Source organism: Halorubrum sp. SD683 (assembly GCF_002135045.1).
In the GTDB taxonomy this organism is placed as follows: Archaea; Halobacteriota; Halobacteria; order Halobacteriales; family Haloferacaceae; genus Halorubrum; species Halorubrum ezzemoulense.
In genome coordinates this window covers 1-18,333 of sequence record NZ_NEWJ01000032.1, presented here as the reverse complement: position 1 = coordinate 18,333, position 18,333 = coordinate 1, and the positions used below count along the sequence as shown (strand labels likewise).

At 70.6% G+C, this 18,333-nt stretch carries 18 protein-coding genes; 5 read left to right on the top strand and 13 right to left on the bottom strand.

Features of this window, described 5'->3' with window-relative positions; all coding sequences use genetic code 11:
• The first annotated feature begins 98 nt into the window (after positions 1-98).
• Positions 99-584 (top strand): FlaD/FlaE family flagellar protein, encoded by a 486-nt coding sequence (locus B9G49_RS09620; RefSeq protein ID WP_049932416.1) that lies wholly within the window; start codon positions 99-101, stop codon positions 582-584.
• A complete protein-coding gene (locus tag B9G49_RS09615; RefSeq protein WP_086216208.1) occupies positions 581-1,633 on the top strand; it encodes a hypothetical protein in 1,053 nt (350 codons plus the stop codon). The genes B9G49_RS09620 and B9G49_RS09615 overlap by 4 nt, the downstream gene beginning before the upstream one ends.
• Positions 1,634-1,662: 29 nt before the next feature.
• Here B9G49_RS09615 and B9G49_RS09610 read toward each other — a convergent pair whose 3' ends face one another.
• The 3 genes from B9G49_RS09610 to sppA all read right to left on the bottom strand — a co-directional run bounded on the left by B9G49_RS09610 (position 1,663) and on the right by sppA (position 4,699).
• Positions 1,663-2,487, bottom strand: coding sequence for a shikimate dehydrogenase (locus B9G49_RS09610; RefSeq protein WP_086216207.1), 825 nt, complete (start codon positions 2,485-2,487; stop codon positions 1,663-1,665).
• A gap of 97 nt (positions 2,488-2,584) precedes the next feature.
• A complete protein-coding gene (locus B9G49_RS09605) occupies positions 2,585-3,721 on the bottom strand; it encodes a DUF373 family protein (protein WP_086216206.1) in 1,137 nt (378 codons plus the stop codon).
• Between the two features lie 42 nt (positions 3,722-3,763).
• Positions 3,764-4,699, bottom strand: coding sequence for a signal peptide peptidase SppA (gene sppA / locus B9G49_RS09600; protein ID WP_049932423.1), 936 nt, complete (start codon positions 4,697-4,699; stop codon positions 3,764-3,766).
• A 154-nt stretch (positions 4,700-4,853) separates the two neighbouring features.
• Here sppA and B9G49_RS09595 point away from each other — a divergent pair, with 154 nt between their 5' ends.
• Positions 4,854-6,383 carry a uracil-xanthine permease family protein gene (locus tag B9G49_RS09595; protein WP_086216205.1) on the top strand — a complete coding sequence of 510 codons (1,530 nt, stop codon included), beginning with the start codon at positions 4,854-4,856 and terminating at the stop codon, positions 6,381-6,383.
• Between the two features lie 132 nt (positions 6,384-6,515).
• Here the strand turns inward: B9G49_RS09595 and B9G49_RS09590 are convergent, their stop codons facing one another.
• Together B9G49_RS09590 and B9G49_RS09585 are read right to left on the bottom strand one after the other, a co-directional pair.
• Positions 6,516-7,439 carry a coiled-coil protein gene (locus B9G49_RS09590; RefSeq protein WP_049932428.1) on the bottom strand — a complete coding sequence of 308 codons (924 nt, stop codon included), beginning with the start codon at positions 7,437-7,439 and terminating at the stop codon, positions 6,516-6,518.
• 270 nt (positions 7,440-7,709) lie between these two features.
• On the bottom strand, positions 7,710-8,390 hold the full coding sequence (locus B9G49_RS09585) for a 2,5-diamino-6-(ribosylamino)-4(3H)-pyrimidinone 5'-phosphate reductase (RefSeq protein WP_086216204.1): 681 nt from the start codon (positions 8,388-8,390) through the stop codon (positions 7,710-7,712).
• Positions 8,391-8,482: 92 nt separating this feature from the next.
• On the opposite strand from B9G49_RS09585, the gene B9G49_RS17160 reads away from it, so the two are divergent.
• Both B9G49_RS17160 and B9G49_RS09580 read left to right on the top strand, forming a co-directional pair.
• Positions 8,483-8,608 (top strand): hypothetical protein, encoded by a 126-nt coding sequence (locus B9G49_RS17160; protein WP_254921775.1) that lies wholly within the window; start codon positions 8,483-8,485, stop codon positions 8,606-8,608.
• Between the two features lie 39 nt (positions 8,609-8,647).
• Entirely contained in the window at positions 8,648-9,070 is a 423-nt protein-coding gene (locus B9G49_RS09580; protein WP_086216203.1) for a VOC family protein, read from the top strand.
• A 28-nt stretch (positions 9,071-9,098) separates the two neighbouring features.
• On the opposite strand, the gene metG is transcribed toward B9G49_RS09580, so the two are convergent.
• The 8 genes from metG to B9G49_RS09540 all read right to left on the bottom strand — a co-directional run bounded on the left by metG (position 9,099) and on the right by B9G49_RS09540 (position 18,067).
• On the bottom strand, positions 9,099-11,249 hold the full coding sequence (metG, locus tag B9G49_RS09575; RefSeq protein WP_086216202.1) for a methionine--tRNA ligase: 2,151 nt from the start codon (positions 11,247-11,249) through the stop codon (positions 9,099-9,101).
• 320 nt (positions 11,250-11,569) lie between these two features.
• Positions 11,570-12,484, bottom strand: coding sequence for a thiamine-phosphate synthase family protein (locus tag B9G49_RS09570; protein ID WP_086216201.1), 915 nt, complete (start codon positions 12,482-12,484; stop codon positions 11,570-11,572).
• A complete protein-coding gene (dcd, locus tag B9G49_RS09565) occupies positions 12,481-13,101 on the bottom strand; it encodes a dCTP deaminase (RefSeq protein WP_086216200.1) in 621 nt (206 codons plus the stop codon). Before dcd ends, B9G49_RS09570 begins: the two co-directional genes overlap by 4 nt.
• Before the next feature lie 93 nt (positions 13,102-13,194).
• Positions 13,195-13,938 (bottom strand): YIP1 family protein, encoded by a 744-nt coding sequence (locus B9G49_RS09560; RefSeq protein ID WP_086216199.1) that lies wholly within the window; start codon positions 13,936-13,938, stop codon positions 13,195-13,197.
• Positions 13,939-14,001: 63 nt separating this feature from the next.
• Entirely contained in the window at positions 14,002-14,628 is a 627-nt protein-coding gene (locus B9G49_RS09555) for an NfeD family protein (protein ID WP_086216198.1), read from the bottom strand.
• A 151-nt stretch (positions 14,629-14,779) separates the two neighbouring features.
• Positions 14,780-15,070 carry a hypothetical protein gene (locus tag B9G49_RS09550; protein ID WP_049932443.1) on the bottom strand — a complete coding sequence of 97 codons (291 nt, stop codon included), beginning with the start codon at positions 15,068-15,070 and terminating at the stop codon, positions 14,780-14,782.
• 91 nt (positions 15,071-15,161) lie between these two features.
• Entirely contained in the window at positions 15,162-16,919 is a 1,758-nt protein-coding gene (gene pyk / locus B9G49_RS09545) for a pyruvate kinase (RefSeq protein WP_086216197.1), read from the bottom strand.
• Between the two features lie 212 nt (positions 16,920-17,131).
• Positions 17,132-18,067, bottom strand: coding sequence for a sulfide-dependent adenosine diphosphate thiazole synthase (locus B9G49_RS09540; protein ID WP_086216196.1), 936 nt, complete (start codon positions 18,065-18,067; stop codon positions 17,132-17,134).
• Between the last annotated feature and the right edge of the window lie 266 nt (positions 18,068-18,333).

Below are 18,333 nucleotides of genomic sequence, written 5' to 3'. Positions count from 1 at the left end.
TGCCACCACGACGTTTCTCACCGCTGATAACCGAGGCCTAACTATCATATGACCCCGCCGTGAGGATTCGGGTACGGACGCGAACGACGGACGGAAACATGAGTCTGAATCCACGACGATACGACGTACGGGAGCTGCGCCGGATCGCGGACGCGCCGCGAGACGGTGCGGACGGGGCGCCTCGGGAGCGGGCGCTCCGGCGGCCGAACCGGAACCGAGCCGAGCAGGCGGCGCGCTCGGCCGCGTTCACGGAGCTGCTCCAGCGTCAGCGTGGTGCGCGGTTCGACGGCGACGACCCCGCGGATCGGCCGTACCTGACGGCGATCCCGGCGTCGCCCGCGGCGGAACGCGAGATCGGCGAGTGGCTCGGCTACCTCGTCGACGTCGGCGGCCACGTGCGGAGCCGGGACGTGCTGTCCTACTACGGCGAGCTCGACTGGGTCGGCGACGACGCGGTCGCGGCGCTGACGCGCCGGCTGGAGGGGTTCGACGCCCCGACGCGCGACCGGCCGTTCACGCCGGCGGACCACCGGATCAGTCTCGTCTCCATCGTCCGGATCGCTTCGTGTGCGAGTGACCAATGAGCGACGACGAACCCACGGACATCAACGAATCGGACGAATCGGCAGCGGTCGGCGTAAAACTCGGCAGCACCCGAACGGTGCTCGACGTTCCCGACGGGCGGGGCGGACGGGAGCGCCACTCGGTGCTGACCTGTCTGGCGACCTACGAGGACGCCATCACCGGCGAAGAGAAGGTGCTGTTCGGCGAGGAGGCCGCGGTCGAGTACCCTGACCGTGTGCGCTTCATGCTGCGGTCGGGCCTCCCCGAGGACGACGACAGCGTCGCGGACGCAGAGCGCTTCTTCGAGGCCATCGTAGATGCCTACGACGTGCCCGAGGACAGCGCGGTCGTCTACGCGGTGCCGACCATCGACAACGAGGCGGGCGTCGAGAACCTCAAGTCGGTGATCGAGGGCTCCTCCATCGGCCAGGTCGAGACCCGGAGCTACCCCGAGTCGCTGTGCGGGGCGATCCCCGCCTACGGCGACGACCTTGACGCGATCGACGAGGTGTTCGTCTCGGTGAACCTCGGGTCGACGACGATGGAGGCGTGCGCCTACCGGCGCGGCGAGCAGCTCTCGCCGTTCTCGACCGGCTCGGTGACGGGTAACGAGGTCGACCGCCGGATCGTCGCCGCCGTCGAGGAGGAGAGCCAGGGCCGCGTCCACATCGACCGGACGACCGCCCGCGAGTATAAAGAGGAGCACGCGGACGTGTACGACTTCGAGCCGTTCACGGACGTGATCCAGCAGCCGGGCGGCGGAAGCCACGAGTTCACCGTCGACCGGGGCGTCCGCGAGCCGGTCGACCGGTACATCGACGAGGCGGTCGACGTCGTCGCCAACGAGTTCCTCCCGGAGCTCGCGAACGACCACATGAAACCATACCAGCTGGCGCTCGGGCGCCCCCTCGCCGCAACCGGCGGCATGGCGTGTATCCCCGGGCTCACCGAGGAGTTCGAGAAGCGCCTCGCCGAGGAGCTCGACCGCGACGTTGAGGTCGTCTCCCCCGACAGCCCCGCGACCGCGGCCGCGGAGGGCGCGGCGCGGATCGCGGAACGGCTGGTCTGAGCGGCGAACCTCCCGTCCCGAACCCTTCCTTACTCCAACGCAGCCCGCAGCGCCGCGTTCATCGCGTCGACCGGCGCGTCCTCGGCGGTCCAGATCTCGAACGCCTCGACGCCCTGATACAGCAGCATCCACGCGCCGTCGACGGTCGTCGCGCCCGCGGCGGCGGCCTCCCGCAGCAGCCGCGTCTCGACGGGCGCGTACACCGCGTCGAGGACCGCGAGGTCGCCGTGGAGGTGTTCCGCGGGGACGGGGGTCTCGTCGGGCGCTTCCATTCCGACGCTCGTCGCGTTGACCAGGAGGTCCGCGGCGGCGACGCGCTCACCGAGGTCGTCGAGGCCGCCGCCGGTCGCGTCCGGAACCGCGTCGGCCAGCTCGACGGCCCGCTCCGCGGTGCGGTTCGCGACGTGGACCGTCGCGCCCGCGTCGGCCAGCGCGAACGCGGCCGCCCGTCCCGCGCCGCCCGCCCCGACGACGAGCGCGTCTCGCCCGTCGACCGCCACGTCGTGGTGCGCGAGCGCCCGGGTCACCCCGGCGGCGTCCGTGTTGTGGCCGCGCGGCCGGTCGGCCTCGCCGGCCCGGACCGGCCCGTAGTCGACCGTGTTGACCGCGCCGATGCGCGCGGCGAGCGGGGCGGCGTCGACCGCGTCGAGGGCGTCGCGCTTGAACGGCACCGTGACGTTGAGCCCCGCCACTCCGAGGTCGGCCGCGCCCGTGATCGCCGCGGCCGCGGCGTCGGCGTCCGGCTCGAAGGTGACGTACCGCGCGTCGAGGCCGAGCGCCTCGTAGCCCGCCTCGTGTAGCGGCGGCGACAGCGAGTGCCCGACCGGGTTCCCGATCAGTCCGTAAACGTCCATGCCCGCCCCCGCGGCCGCGACCGACAAAAGGCGGTCGGTCGGACGACGCGTCCGCGGTCTACCCGTGCCCTCGCGGCTGAACGTCTCGTCCGGCCGTCTACTCGCGCTGCCCCTCGGCGTCCCGGTCCGCGTCGATGACGTCTTCGAGGGTCTCGGTGCCGACGTCGCTGGCGACCTTGACGCCGACGAGCGACACGACGATTCCGCCGACGATGAACGCCGCCAGCTGCTGGACCGGGGTCATCGCCATCCCGTACGCCGACAGCGGCTGCCGGATCGCCTCCTGGGCGAGGAAGTAGCCCGCGAACCCGCGGACGACGAGGGCCACCGCGGCGATGACGAACGGGAGGTTGAGGTACGGCGTCCGGATCCCCTCGTCGCGGATCAGCTCATCGAGCAGCCGCCCGACGGCCGCGGTCACGCCGGCGACCGCGAACCACGGGACCGCGACGAAGGTAAACTCCACGACCTCGACGAGCCGGGGCGATCCGGGGGCCAGCTCCGAGGCGGCGAGGAAGCCGAAGAAGCCGCCGACCAGCGCGAGCCCCCCGGCGACGACGTACGTCACGACCGACACCTGTCCGGCGTACAGCGCCTCGCGGACGCGCTCGGGCATTCCCGCCATCAGCCGGTCGATCGCGAGCCCCTTGTACAGCAGCGCGGCGCCGAGCAGCCCGGCGACGCCCGCGACCGCTTCGCCCGCGGAGAACCAGGCGAACAGCGCGGGCACGAGGAGCAGCGCGACCCCGACGGGGACCAACACCGTCGACCGCAGCTGTTCGTCGGCGAGGAACTGCTTGAGGAGGTAGTAGGTGGACTCGATGTCGCGGGCCTGCCGGACGACGACGCGGTCGACGGAGTCGACGGGGACTCGCGACTCCACGACCGGGAGGACGCGCTCGTCCTCGGCGGAGTCGACGACGACGATCGCGGCCCGCGGGTCGTACCGCTCCACGAGGTCGTCGAGCTGGGAGGCGATAGAGCGGTCGGCGCCGACCGCCGTGTCGCTCTCGGCGGAGACGACCGCCACCACCGACTCCTCGCGTTCGTCCCTGAGGTCGCGCGCGACGCGAAGCGACTCCAGCAGGCAGTTCACGCTGGCGTCCTCGGGGTCGTCCAGCCCGGCGTCCGTGACCAGCGACCGGACGGCCTCCCAGCCGGCGACCGGCATCGGGACGTTGGTGGCGCGGCCGATCGCCCCGGAGCGATCGACGCAGATGACCAGCGTCGTCACGTGTCGACTCACACCGCGACCGGACAAAAATCCTCCCCGTCGCTAGCGGAACTCCACGTCGATGTCGCCGCCGTCGTCGACGAAGGCGTCCGCGACGCCGCTCCCGGCGGCGAACGCGACCCGCTCGGCGCCGATACCGAGCCGCTCCGCCAGTCCGCGCTCCGGCGTGAACTCGCGCACTTCCGGCTCCGCGCCGATCAGCTCCGCGAGCCGGTCCTCCACGTCGTCCTCGGTCCCGAGCTCGTCGACGAGCCCGATCTCCGCGGCGTCGTCGCCGAGGTACACGCGCGCCTCGGTCTCCCGGATCTCTTCGGGGTCCATGTCGCGCCCCTCGCTCACGGTCTCGACGAACTGCTCGTAGTAGCCGTCGATGATCCCTTGGAGGTACTCGCGTTCCTCCTCCTCGATCTCCTTCAGCGGGACGCCGGCGTCCTTGTACTCCCCAGCGGTGAACTGCTCGTAGGAGATCCCCAGCTTGTCGGCGAGCCCCTTCGCGTTCGGTCGGGAGCCGACGACGCCGATGGAGCCGACGAGGCTGGCGTCGCGTGCCCACAGCTCGTCGCAGCCGCTCGCGATCCAGTACCCCCCGGAGGCGCAGGTGTCGGTCGCGTACGCCACGGTCGGCCCGTCGAAGGCGGCGGCGGCCCGCCGGATGTCGTCGCTCGGGACGACCTCGCCGCCGGGCGTGTTGAGCTCGACGAGCAGCGCCTCCACGTCCTCGTCGTCGTCGGCCGCCTCGATCTGCTCGACCACGTCGTCGGCGGTCGCGCCGCCGGGGCCCGAAAGCGGCGAGGGTCGCCCCTGACTTCGCCTGATCGGCCCCGACACGGTCACCTTCGCGGCGTTGTACTCGTCGGCGTCACCGAACCGCCCGCCGGTGAGCCGCGAGAGCACCGCTCGGCCCGCGATCGTCGTCGCCGCGCCCACCGCGGCGGCCGCGAGCAATCCCTTCCGTCCGTTCGCCGGCGCGTCGTCCATACCGTCGGTTGGGCGTGGGACCGTTTATATATACTGTCGCCGGCCGACGCGCGTCGCGGAGCTACCGCGGCACAGCGCCGTACCTCCCAACGGGCCGACCCGCGCCCGCCAAGGGCCGAATTTTTGTACCCCTGCGTCGATGAACGCCACAGGAATGGGAGGGAACGAGGACGACGACGCGTTCGTTCGGTATGGCATCGACGACAGACCACCGCTCGGGAGGTCGCTTCTGCTGGGCGCGCAACACTACCTCACGATGGTCGGGGCGAACATCGCCGTGCCCCTCATCCTCGCCGGCGCGATGGGCATGCCGGAGTCGGTCATCCCCCGCTTCGTCGGCACGTTCTTCGTCGTGTCGGGGATCGCGACGCTCGCGCAGACGACGTTCGGCAACCGCTACCCGATCGTTCAGGGCGCGCCGTTCTCGATGCTCGCGCCCGCGCTCGCGGTCATCGGCGTCGTGACGGCGAACCCGCCGGCCGGCATCGAGGCTTGGCGGGCCGCCCTGTTACAGCTTCAGGGCGCGATCATCGTCGCCGCGCTCGCCGAGGTCGCGGTCGGCTACTTCGGCCTCGTCGGTCGACTGCGGAAGGGTCTCTCGCCGGTCGTCATCGTCCCGGTTATCGTCCTCATCGGTCTCTCCCTGTTCAACGCCCCCGAGATCACCGCGGCCGATCAGAACTGGTGGCTCGTCGGCCTGACGCTGGTCGCCATCGTCCTGTTCTCGCAGTACCTCGGCGCGCGGTCCAAGCTGTTCCAGCTGTTTCCGGTTCTCCTCGGCATCGTCGTCGCGTGGGTACTCGCGGCGTCCCTCTCGGTCCTCGGCGTCTTCGGACCGGAGACGCCGGGTTACGTCGACTTGGCGAGCGTCGCTGCCGCCGACCCAGTTCACCTCATCTACCCGCTTCAGTGGGGCGTGCCGAGCGTCACGCCGGCGTTCGTCATCGGGATGCTCGCCGGCGTCGCCGCCTCGATCGTCGAGTCCATCGGCGATTACCACGCCGTCGCCCGGCTCTCCGGCATGGGCGCCCCCAGCAGCGAGCGGATGACGCACGGGATCGGGATGGAGGGGCTGATGAACGTCTTCTCCGGGGTGATGGGGACCGGCGGGTCGACCTCGTACTCCGAGAACGTCGGCGCCATCGGTCTCACCGGCGTGGCCTCGCGGTACGTCGTCCAGATCGGCGCCGCGCTCATGATCCTCGTCGGGTTCGTCGGCTACTTCGGCCAGCTCGTCGCCACCGTCCCGAGCCCGATCATCGGCGGACTCTACATCGCCATGTTCGCCCAGATCGTCGGCGTCGGGCTCTCGAACCTCAAGTACGTCGACCTCGACTCCTCGCGCAACATCTTCGTCGTCGGTATCGCGATGTTCACCGGACTGGCCGTCCCGGAGTACATGCGGAGCGTCGGGGGCGTGGACGCCCTCCAGCAGGGGCTGGCCGAGGTCTTCCTGTTCGGCCCGCTCCTCGGGGCCGACGTGGTCGCGAACACGGTCTACGTCATCGGGTCGACGGGGATGGCGGTCGGCGGGGTCGTGGCGTTCCTCCTCGACAACTCGATCCCGGGAACGGCCGCGGAGCGGGGCCTCACCGCGTGGGAGGACGCGACCGAGGCGGACGCGGAGTTCACATCTGCGTACGACCGCTTCGTCGCCGAGGACGAGCCGACGCGCACCGACTGAACGGCGTCGAGCCGAGCCGTTCGGTCGGGATCGCCAATCCTCGGCGGACCCCCGACGACCTGCGCGTGGCGGGCGACGGACCCGTCGCTCGGCGCGTCGCAGAAGAACCGCAGAAAGGTCGCGTCGCCCGGCTTACAGGAGGCCGGTCTTCTGGAGCTTCATCAGGTCCTCGGTGTCGAGCGTCTCGCCCTCCTTGAACTTCTGATAGATCTCCTCGGCCTCTTCCTTCTCCTCTTCGCGCTTCTCGGCGCGCTCGTCCTCCCGCTCTTCTTCCTCCTTCTTGTCGAGCTCGCGCAGGCGCTTCTGGACGCGGACAAAGTCCTCGTGGTGGCGGTCGGCCGCCTCCTGGGCCTCAACGAACAGCTCGTGCATCTCGTCGGCCTCGTCGCGGATGTCGTCGGCCTCGCGGTAGGCCTCGATCATCTGGTTGTGGTGTTCCTGGGCCTTGTCCGCGAGCTCCGTCACCTTCTGGTGGTGCTGGGACGCCTCGGAGCGGACCTCCTCGGCCTCCTCGACGAGGTCGTCGAGCTCGCTCGTGTCGTCGACCTTCTCTTTCTTCTCGGCGAGCTTCTCGCGTTTGTCGTCGATCTTCTCGATGAGCTCGCGCTCGTCTTCGGCGTCGAGCACTTCGGTCTGCTGGCGGAACTCGAGGTCCTCGATCTCCTCTTCGAGCTCCTCGATGGACTTACCGGAGCCGAGTTCGAGGTCCTGTTTGAGCTCCTCGACCTCGTCGAACAGCTCGTTGGCCTCGGCGTTGAGCTCGTTGCGCTTGTCCTTGTGCTCCTGGACCTGCTCGTTGAGCTCGTCGCGCTGTTCGCGGTGTTCCTGGGCCTCGTCGACCTTCTCTCGCGTCTTCGCGTTGAGGTCGTCGCGCTTGGAGGCGCGCTCGGACGCCATCTGGTTCAGCTCGTTGCGTCGGTCTCGCAGCTGCCCGGCGCGTTTGATGAGCTGCCCCTTGGAGCCGTTGTCCAAGTCGTCCTCAGAAAGGTCCACGTTGTCCGCCTCGTCCATCGGTTCCACGTCGTACTGCTCGATGACTTCTTCTTTCGTTACCATTTGTTATCTCTCCATCACCGCTCCGGCGATAGCGGACGCTCGCTGTGGTGCGTCGGGCCGTCTGCAAGAACTCCCGTTCATTTCAGCGTGCGATTCCACCAGCGCCAGAGGCGTTCTGGTACCCGCAACTACCTGCGGACGGCATATAAATACTTCGGTGATTTTCGTGTACACCGGTGGCACGGCGCGTGTACTCCGCGATTTCGTGGTTACCGTTCACACGCCCCGGGCCGCGTCCCCCTGCTCACGACTCGCCTCGCGTCCCCCTGCTCACGACTCGCCGCCGCCACCGCCGACCTCGTACGAGAGGACGGTCCCGTCGTCGAACCGCTCCGTCTCCGCGAGCGTCAGGTCGGGGAACTCCTCGGTGAACCCGGCCCCGTCCGCCAACGTCGGCGCGTCGCGGCCGCCGATCACGAACGAGCCGACGTAGACGTGGAGTTCGTCGACGAGGCCGGCCTCGAAACACGAGAAGATCACCTCGCCGCCCCCCTCGACCATCAGCCGGTCGACACCGCGGTCCGCGAGCTTCTCGAACCCCTCGGCGACGTCGACGCGCTCCTCGCCGGCCACGATCACCTCCGCGCCGGCGTCGGCGAGCGCCGCTCGACGGTCGCGGTCGGTCGCGGCAGAGACGAGGAGATACGTCGTCGCCGCGTCGTCGAGGACCCGAGCGTCCGTCGGCGTCCGTCCGGTCGAGTCCACCACGACGCGCGCGGGGTCGCCCGGTCGCCCGTTCTGGAGCCGCCCCACGCGACGGTCCTCCTCGTCGAGGGTGAGGTGCGGATCGTCCGCGAGGACGGTGCCGACGCCCACGAGCACCGCGTCCGCGGCCGCCCTGACCCGGTCGACCCGGTCGAAGTCTTCCGGGCCGGAGATCCGGAGCTGTTCCCGGCGGCGGGTGGCGAGCTTCCCGTCGACGCTCTGGGCCGCGTTGACGACCACGTGCATACCGGAGGGTCGGCCGGCGGCGGAATGGTCGTTTCGGTCCCGGGGGGTCGCTCGTCCGAAGGTATATCGGTCGCGACGCCGAAACGACGGTGATGCGGACCTCGACGCTCTTAATACTGGTCGGCGCGCTCCTGTTCGTTCTCCCGCTCCCGGGGACGTTCGTTCTCGGCGCGCTGGTCGTCCTCGCCGGCCTCGTCGCTCGCCTGTTCGGGCTCTGAGGCGACACGGTTTCCCCGGCGCCGGCCGAGCGCCTACCCGTGTCCGACCCAACCGCCCACCACGTCGGGATCACCGTCGCCAACTTGGACCGCGCCGTCGACTTCTACGCCGAGACGTTCGGCCTCGACCTCGTCGCCGAGTTCGCGGTCGGCGGCGACGCCTTCGCCGAGGCGGTCGCCGTCGAGGACGCGTCGGCCGAGTTCGCCCACCTCGACGCCGGCGGCTCGATAGTCGAGCTCGTCGAATACGAGCCGGTCGGCGAGGAGAGCCCCGACCCGCCGGAGCTGAACCGTCCCGGGGCGACGCACCTCGGCCTCTCCGTCGACGACGTGGAGGCGTTCTACGACGGCCTCGCGGACGACGTGGAGACGCTGAGCCCGCCTCGGACCACCGAGAGCGGGACCACCGTCCTGTTCGTCAGGGACCCCGAGGGGAACCTGATAGAAGTGCTCGACGCCTGAGCGGCGCTGCGCCGGCCGGTCCGTCGCCTCACTTCACCTTCGTGCCCGGTCCGGCGCCCTCGTAGGTGGTGAGGAGGTCGGCCTCCTCGCCGGCCGCGAGGACCATCCCGTTGGACTCGACGCCGAACAGCTCCGCCTTCTCCATGTTCGCGAGCACGATCACCTTCGTGTCGGGCAGGTCGTCGACGTCGTGGAGCTGCTTGAGCCCCGCAACGATCGTCCGGGTCTCCGCGCCGAGGTCGACGGTGAGCTTCAGCAGGTCGTCGGCGCCGTCGATCCCGACCGCGTCCTCGATCCGCCCGACGCGGATGTCCAGTTCCTGGAAGTCGTCGAAGCTGATGCGGTCGTCGCTGAGGGGTTCGATGTCGGTCATGTCGGTGTCGTCGGCGTCGGCTTCGTCGGCGTTCGCGTCGGTTCCGTCGTCGTCGGTCGCGTCCGCGCCGTCGTCGCGCTCCTCGTCGCCGTCGTCCGCTTCCGCCTCGGCGACGCGCGCTTCGAGCTTCTCGTTGAGCGCCTCGACGCGCTCGTCTTCGATCTGTTCGAACAGCTCGGTCGGCTCGCTCAGGTCGCCCGCCGGGCCCTCCCGTGCCGCCTCGACGGTGGTCTCGTGGACGGAGCCGGGCTCGCCGAGCTGCTCCCAGAGTCGTTCGCTCTTCTCGGGGCCCAGCGGCTCGAAGAGGACCCCGATCGCCTTCGCGAGCGCGACGCAGTCGTAGATGACCTGCTCCGCCTCGTCGGGGGCCTCGTCGACGAGCTTCCACGGCTCGTTGCGCTGGATGTACTCGTTACCGTACCGCGCGAGGTCGGTGACCGCGTCGCCCAGCGCCCGCACGGAGTAGTCGTTGACCGCGGCGGCCACGTCGTCGACCGCCTCGTCGATCCGCGCCGCCACGTCGTCGCTCGGGGCGTCGGCGTCGGGGCCGCCCTCGAAGTTGCGGTGGGCGAACAGCAGCGAGCGGTAGAGGAAGTTGCCGACGGTCCCCACGAGCTCGGTGTTGACGCGCTCGGCGAACTTCTCCCACGAGAAGTCCACGTCCTGCTGGAACCCGCCGTTGGTGGCGAGGTAGTAGCGCAGCGGGTCCGGGTGGAACCCCTCGTCGAGGTACTCGTCGGCCCAGACCGCGCGGTCGCGGCTGGTCGAGAACCCCTTCCCGTCGAGGGTGACGAACCCGCTCGCCATCACCGCGCGCGGCTCCGCGTGGTCGGTCGCCTCCAGTATCGCGGGCCAGAATATCGTGTGGTGCTGGATGATGTCGCGGCCGATCACGTGGACGATCTCGCCGCCCTCGGGGTGGTCGTCGCTGGCGCCCTCCTTCCAGGCCGCCTCCCAGTCGAACGCGTCCGCGCCGACGCGCTCGGAGTACTGCTTCGTCGAGGAAATGTACTCGATCGGGGCGTCGACCCAGACGTAGAGGACGAGGTCCTGCGGGTTCCCGCCGGGCAGGTCGATCCCCCAGTCCATGTCGCGGGTAATACACCAGTCCTGGAGCCCCTGCTCGATCCACTCGCGAGGCTGGTTGCGGGCGTTCGAGGTGCCCTCCAGCCGGTCGAGAAAGTCGGAGAGGTAGTCGGCGAACTCGGAGACCGCGAAGAACTGGTGGGTGCGCTCGCGGTACTCCGCCGGGTTGCCGGTGATCGTCGACTCGGGGTCCTCGACCTCGCCGGGTTCGAGGTGGCGCTGGCACCCCTCGTCGCACTCGTCGCCGCGGGCGTGCGCGCCGCAGTAGGGGCAGGTCCCCTCGACGTAGCGGTCCGGGAGGTACTGGTCGTCGACGGGGTCGTACGCGACCATGATCTCCTTCTCGTAGAGGTGGCCCGCCTCGTCGAGGTCGCGGACGAGCTCCTGAGTCACCGCCGTGTTCGTCTCGTCGTGGGTGTGGCCGTAGTTGTCGAACTCGACGTTGAACTTCGGGAACGTCTCCGCGTAGCGCTCGTGCCAGTCGAGCGCGAACGCCTCCGGGGAGACGCCCTCCTGCTCGGCGTTGACCGCGACCGGCGTGCCGTGCATGTCGGAGCCGGAGACGAACGCGGTCTCCTGCCCGAGTCGTTCGAGCGCGCGGCTGTACACGTCGCCGCCGACGTAGGTGCGGAGGTGACCGATGTGGAGGTCGCCGTTGGCGTACGGCAGCCCACAGGTCACCACCGCCGGGTCGGCCGTGGGGAAGTCGTCGTGGCTCATGTGGTGTGTGTATGTCGTATGTCGGTCGATCGGGTCTAAAGCCCGCTGGTTCTGGCCCGTCGCGGCCGGCTCGGGAACTGGTCACACCGCGGCCGGGTCGACGGTCCGGGCGCTGCGGAAGGGCGGCGGGATTCGCCGCCACGCCGGCGTCGGCCGCGCTACCGGCCGTCGCCGCCGCGACGGGTCCGCCCGCCGCTAGAAGGAGCGCGTCCGCATCCCGGACCGCCGTGTCCGTGTCACGCCCGTGAATTTGGACGGTCCGGTCTAAAACCCGTCGCCCGTGACGGGGTCACGGTCGGTCGCGGACGACCTGCCCCGCGTCACAGCAGGCCGCGGACGATCCGCGCCGCCTCGGCAGCGGTCGGCGCGAGGACGTACACGATCGGCTCGACGCCGACCGCGCCGGTCTGGTACGCCACGAGCGTCTCCGCTTCGTCGCCCGCCGGACGGTCGGCCTCCCGGACCGCGTCGGCGACCGCCTCGCGGGTCTCGCGCTCGGCGTCGAACTCGACGGTCAGGTGCGACTCGCCGAGCGCCGCGACCGTCTCCGGGTCGTACCGGAGGTTCACCGCGCCCCGGACGCCGGATCCGGCCTCGCGCGCCGCGAGCAGCACCGTCGCGACGTGTTCGCTCACGCCGAACTCCGGCTCGCCGGGGACCATCGCGCGGCCCTTCACATCGACGAGCCGGCCCGGGACCGCGGCCACGTCGTCGACCGTGGCGGCGTCGTCGGTACACTCGGCGACGTTCGCGCCGACGTTCGGGATGAGCCCGGCGAAGCCGGAGGCGTTCGTCAGGGTGCGGAGCCCGCGCCGGACCGAGGTGAGGACGCGCTCGCGCTCGCGGAGCCCGCTGTCCGGGTCGTGGACCGAGAACTCCACGTCGGCGTCGGCGAGCCCCGGCATCGCCGCCTCGTGGAGGTCGGCGAGCAGGTCGCCCTCCTCCAGCTGGCGGATCAGCACCTCGATTTCGACGAGCGCGGCCACGGGCGTGAGGTCGCCGCTCGCGAGCCCCTCGCCGACGCGCTCGACGAGGTCGCGCACGCGCTCGTCCGCGACGATGTCTTCGTGCCTGGCCACGTCGCCGGCGGCGTACTTCGAGACCGCCGACTGCGAGATGCCGAGGGCGTCGGCGACCTCGCTCTGGGTGAACCCGCGGTCGCGGAGGTCCTCCGCGAGCATCGAGCGGACGGTCGGCAGGAACTCGTCGACGACGACCTCCTCGATGAACCTCATCGCCCGTCACCTCCGGCCGCTTCATCGGTGCGGCTATCGTTGGCGAACTCCGGATCGTCGCCGATCCGCGACGCCTGCGGGCCGTCCTGTCCTTGGTACTTCGAGCCCCGCTCGGCGCCGTACGGCCGGTCCGCGGGCCGCTTCAGCTCGGTGAAGGTGAGCTGCGAGACGCGCATGCCGGGCGAGAGCGCCACGGGGGCGGTCCCGAGGTTCGAGAGTTCGAGGGTAATCTGGCCCTCGTAGCCGGGGTCGCACAGCCCAGCGGTGGCGTGGACGACGATGGCGAGTCGCCCGAGCGAAGAGCGCCCCTCGACGTGCGCGACGAGGTCGTCCGGAATCCTGACCCGCTCGGCGGTCGTCCCGAGGACGAAGTCGCCGGGGTGGAGGATGAACTCGTCGCCCTCGGCGACGGTCGTCTCGGTGACGTACTCGCTCACCTCGCCGGCGTCTGTCGGGTGGATACAGGGGATGTTGGTGCGCTGGAACTCCAGGAACCGCTCGCCGAGCCGCAGGTCCACGCTGGCGGGCTGGACCTGCTGGTCGACGTCGTCGAGCGGCTCGATCGCGAGGTCGCCCTCGGCGAGCCGGTCGAGGATGTCTGCGTCGGACAGGATCATACCGAGAGGGGGAGCGCCGGCGGCTTAAAAACTCCCGAATCGGCGGCTCCGAGCGCTCGAACCGACGCCCGGGGCCGACCGCTCTGGGAGCGCTCAGACTGCCGCGATCAGGAGGACGATCGCGGCGAAGAACGTCGCCACCCCCGCCGCGGGGCCGCGGTCGAGGTCGTGTACGGCCGCCAGCCCGCCGACGACCACGACCCACTGGATCGCGATCGCTACCGCGGACGCGACCAGCAGCGGCCCCGTCGCGCTCGTGATCGCGGCGACGAGGTCCGTCGTGAGCGCCTCGAACGACGACCCCGCGGGCGCCGCGTTCGAGAGCGTGTACCAGATCGCGACGATCCCGGCGCCGAGCCGGAGCAGTTCAGCCCCGATCGCCCACCCGGCGATCACGAAGGAGTCGCCGACGGAGCCGGAGCCGCCCGCGACGAGCGCCCCGACGTGGAGCGCGAGCGCGAACGCGACCCACCAGATCGGGACGCCGAGCAGCCCGTAGTGGATGTAGCCGTTCGCGGCGTCGCTCAGTTCCTCGCCCGCGTCGACCTCGATTTGCTTCGGCTCGTCACACTCCTCTGCGAACGCGGAGTCGGGGTCGTCGCCGAAGGTCTCGCAGGTCGACTCCGAGGGGCGATCCGGGTTGTCGACCGTGATCTGCTGGTCGACCGTCGCGTCGAAGACCGCCCCGAGCGCGATGATCCCGACGCTGGTGCCGATCGTGACGACGACCAGCATCGCGACCGCGACGGTCCCGGCGCGGGGAGAGTCGACCGCGTCGCGGACGCGGTCGAGGACGCTACCGATCGGACTCGTGAGGACGGCGAGCGGGGAGGGCACGCCCAAGCGATCCGGGGCGACACACAAGTGCTTTTTCGGTCGAACGCGCCGCCGCCGACCGCGTCACTCCCGTTCGAGTTCGGCCTCCGGGTCGGCGCCCTCTTCGGCCGCGTCCGCCTCCCGCTCGGCCTCGCTCGCCGCGGCCTTCCGCGCGCGGTCGGCCGCCAGCTCGCGGTCGATGTCGTCCTCGACGTACCCCATCGACTCCACGGTGACGACGTTCCCCCCGCCGGGGTCGACCACCATCACCTCCTCGCCCTCGTCTATCGTCCCCTCCATCGACCGGGCGGAGTAGTGTGGGTTGAACCCGCCGCCGGCGAGTTTCACCTCGCCGCCCGTGGGCGTCACGCGCTCCGTGACGGTTCCGGTCTTCCCCTTCAGGGAGTCGCTGTCGCTGGTCTGCTGTTGCCCCTTCCCGCCGTAGAAGTCGAACTCGTGGTAGGCGTAGAAGGCGGCCGCACCGAACACGAGCGTCAGCAGCGCCATGAACAGGGTGAGGAGGGCGCCGGCGACGCCGAGCGAGGTCAGCGCCAGCCCGCCGAGCCCGGCACCGATGAGCGCGATGCCGACGACGATGAAGTTCGCCCCCGGCGCGAGCGCCTCCGCCATCGAGAGCAGCAGCCCCGCGGTCAACAGCAGGAGGGGGAGGGTGTCCGGCGAGAGGAGTCCGGACTGTGCCAGCGCGTTCATGTTCGGTCCTACGGCCGCGGCCTGATAAGTGGTGGTGCGCGCGGTCGCGCGGCGTCCGACGAGCCGTTGACGCTCTCCCCTCGGGCCGTCTCGCCGCTCGTCGCTCGGACGCTCTCGACGCTCCTCGTCCGGTCTCCCCGCGGCGTCCGACTCAGAGTCCGACCACTAAGGTGCCGACGGTGAGGGCGACGCCGAGGACGACGAACGCCGCGTGTTCGAGGGTGATGTCGCCCGGCTCGATCGGTTCGTCCGCCGGGGTGGCGGTGTCCTCGGTGACCCCGTCCGGCCCCACGTCGTCGACCGAGAAGCGCCACTCGGTCCCGCCGTCCGGGCCCTTCTCGCCCGCGTCGTTGGCTCGGCTCCGATCGCCGGTGACGGCGTCGTCGCCGGCCTCGACGGCCGAGTCTCCGTCGCGGGCACCGTCGCCGGATTCGTCGCTCATACGACCTCGTACGCGACTCCGTAATAAATGGCTGGCGGGCGCGTCGGTCCCGGACCGAGCGCGGCGGTCGCGTCGCGGGCGTCGCCGGTACTTACCGCTCGCGGGCCGCGCGGAGCACGTCGCCGTCGTAGACGACGCCGCGCTCGCCGTCGACGGTCACCGTGGTCCCGTCGGCGACCGACTCGGGGAGGGCGGCGCCGGAGACCATCGGGACGCCCAGCTCGCGGGCGACGACGGCGGGGTAGCCGGTCATCCCCTCGCGGGCGTCGACGATGCCGGCGATCCGGTCGAGGTCGCCGCCGAACTCCCCGTTGAACTCGGGCCCCAGCGCGACCACGGAGTCCTCGGGGAGTGCGTCGAGGTCGCCGTCCTCGGTCCGGTGGACCGGGGCGGCCACGCGGCCGGCCACGGCCCCTTTCCCGGTCACGAGCGTCTCCGCGGCGACGTGGACCTTCAGGGTGTTCGTCGTGTTCGTCCCCTCCAACTCGGTGAGCATCCCGGAGAGGACCACGAGGGTGTCGCCGGACGCCGCGCCGCCGCGGTCGAGCGCGGCGTCGACCGCGTTGTCGAGGATCGACTCCATGTCGTTGGCGTACTCGGTCAACACCGGTCGGACTCCCCACGAGAGGGCGAGCTGTCGGCGGATCCGGTCGTTCGGCGTCGTCGCGACGACCGGGACGCCCGGGCGGAACATCGCGGTCTTTCGCGCCGTGAAGCCCGACTCGGAGACCGCGACCACCGTGGAGGCGCCGATGTCGCGCGCGAGGTAGCGCGCCGACCGCGCCAGCGCCTCCGTCCGGGAGCCCTCCTCGGCGGTCGGGACGCGCTGCTCGCGCGTCTCGGCGTACTCGTCGCTAGACTCGACCTGCCGGATGATCCGGTCCATCGTGTCGACGACGTTGATCGGGTCCTCGCCGACCGCGGTCTCGCCGGAGAGCATCACGGCGTCGGTGCCGTCGAGGACGGCGTTCGCCACGTCGGAGGCCTCCGCGCGGGTCGGCCGCCGCGAGGAGACCATCGAGTCGAGCATCTCCGTCGCGGTGATGACGGGGACGCCCTTGTTGACGCAGGTCCGGATGATCCGCTTCTGGATCACGGGCACGTCCTCAAGCGGGCACTCGACGCCGAGGTCGCCGCGGGCGACCATCACGCCGTCGGCGGCGTCGACGATCCCCTCCAGGTTCTCGACCGCCCCGGCGCGTTCGATCTTCGCGACGATCGGGATGTCGTCGCCGCCGCGCGCCTCCAGCTCGTCGGCGATCCGGTACACGTCGTCCGCGTCGCGCACGAACGAGGCCGCCACGAAGTCGGCGTTCGTCCGGGCCGCGAGGTCGAGTTCGGCCTCGTCTTCCGGAGTGATCAGGTCCACGTCGATGGCGACGCCCGGCAGGTTCACGCCCTTCCGGGAGCCGAGCTTGCCGCCCGAGACGACCGTCGCGACCACGGACTCGCCGTCGACGCGCTCGACGCGGCACTCGATCCGGCCGTCGTCGAGGAGGATCGTGTCGCCCGGCTCGGCGGCCCCGATCGAGTGGGTGAGCCCGACGCGCTCGGGCGTCGCGTCGTCGCCTTCGAGGAAGCTCACTTCCGAGCCCTCGGCGAGCGCGATCGGGTCGTCGATCTCGGCGGTGCGGACCTCCGGCCCCTTCAGGTCGACCATCACCGCGAGCGGGTCGTCGATCTCGTCGTCGACGGCGCGGGCGCGCTCGATCACCGTCTCCCGGTGGTCGGTCGTCCCGTGGCTGGCGTTGAGTCGGACGACGGACATCCCCGCGTCGGCGAGGCCGCGGATCGTGTCCCGGTCGTCCGAGGCGGGACCGATCGTACAGACAATCTTGGCGTTTCGCATACCGCCGGGTTCGGCGTAGCGGCTGAAAAAGGCACCCGGTTGAGTCGCTCCCGAGTGAACGTTCGTGAAGAACGGTCCCTCGCGGGTCCCGGACACGGAGCCCGCGACCGGGGCTCTGCCGGCGCTCGCGGTCGCTCCGCAGTCGAGTACGTATCGCCGAGCGATCGGAACGGTGGAGGGTCGGTCGCCGCAGCGTCAGCGGTGACGGATTTTCAGTCGTCGGCGGGCGCGGGCGCGCTACCGGTCGACAGCGACACCTCGGGCGCGTCGACGCCGAGCTCGTCGAGCGCGGACTGCGCGGCGCGCTTGCCGGAGACGAGCATCGCGCCGAACGTCGGGCCCATCCGCGGGAGGCCGTGGGCGGTCGCGACCGCCATCCCGGAGGCGATCAGGCCGTCGTGGACGACGCCGGTGTGCTCGACGACCGCGTCCTCGCTCTCGCCGACCCACATCGAGTCGTGGCCGGGCGAGTCGTGGCCGGGCGCGCCGTACTCGCCGTCGCCCGTCTGGTCCATGCCGGTGTTGTGCTGCTTCGCGTGCTCGATCCCGGGCGCCGAGAGGACGCCGCGCTCGTCGAGCTTGCTGATCGCGACCGCGTCGTGGCCGGTCGCGTCGATGACGAGGTCGGACTCGACCGCGATCGGATCGACGCAGGTGATCTCGCGCGGGAGCGCGTGGACCGGCGTCCAGTTCATCACGATCCCCCCGACCTCGTGGTCGTCCCGGACGACGAGGTCGGTGAACTCGGTCATGTTCTGGACGCGCGCGCCGGCGTCGCAGGCCGCCTTGATCAGCCCGGAGCAGGCCTCCGGCCCCGCGGCGGTGTAGAGCCCGTCCACGTCCTCGACCGGTTCGTACTCCACGTCGAGGTCGTCGAGGATCTCCTGGGCGGGGTCCCGGACCGTCACGGTGTTCATCAGGAACCCGCCGAGCCAGAAGCCGCCGCCGAGGTAGTTGTTCTTCTCGACGATCATCACCTTCACGCCGCGCTCGGCCAGCTCCTTCGCGGCCATCAGTCCGGAGGGGCCGCCGCCGAGGACGATGACCTCGGAGTCGGTGAAATCGAGGAATCCGTCGGTCCACTCGTTCCCGATCGCCTTCGTCACGTCGGTCTCGCTCACGTCCGCGAAGCCGTTGAATCCGTCCATACAACTTGGTAGTATTACTTGGTTGTGAAATGTGTTGCGGTCGATACGCGGGTGTGTGTTCCATTCATATCGGTACTCCGGAGTCGAACACAGACGAAGCTCAAGCCGCTCAACTCTGCTCGGTCAGCTACAGATCGCCGGTTCCCACCGCCAAAGCCCCAGCCGTGAGGGCGCCGTACGCTCGCTGTGCTCCTCACTCGGTCGCTCACTTCGTTCGCTCCCTCGTTCCGGTGCTTACATCGCCTACGGCGCCCTCACGGCTGCCC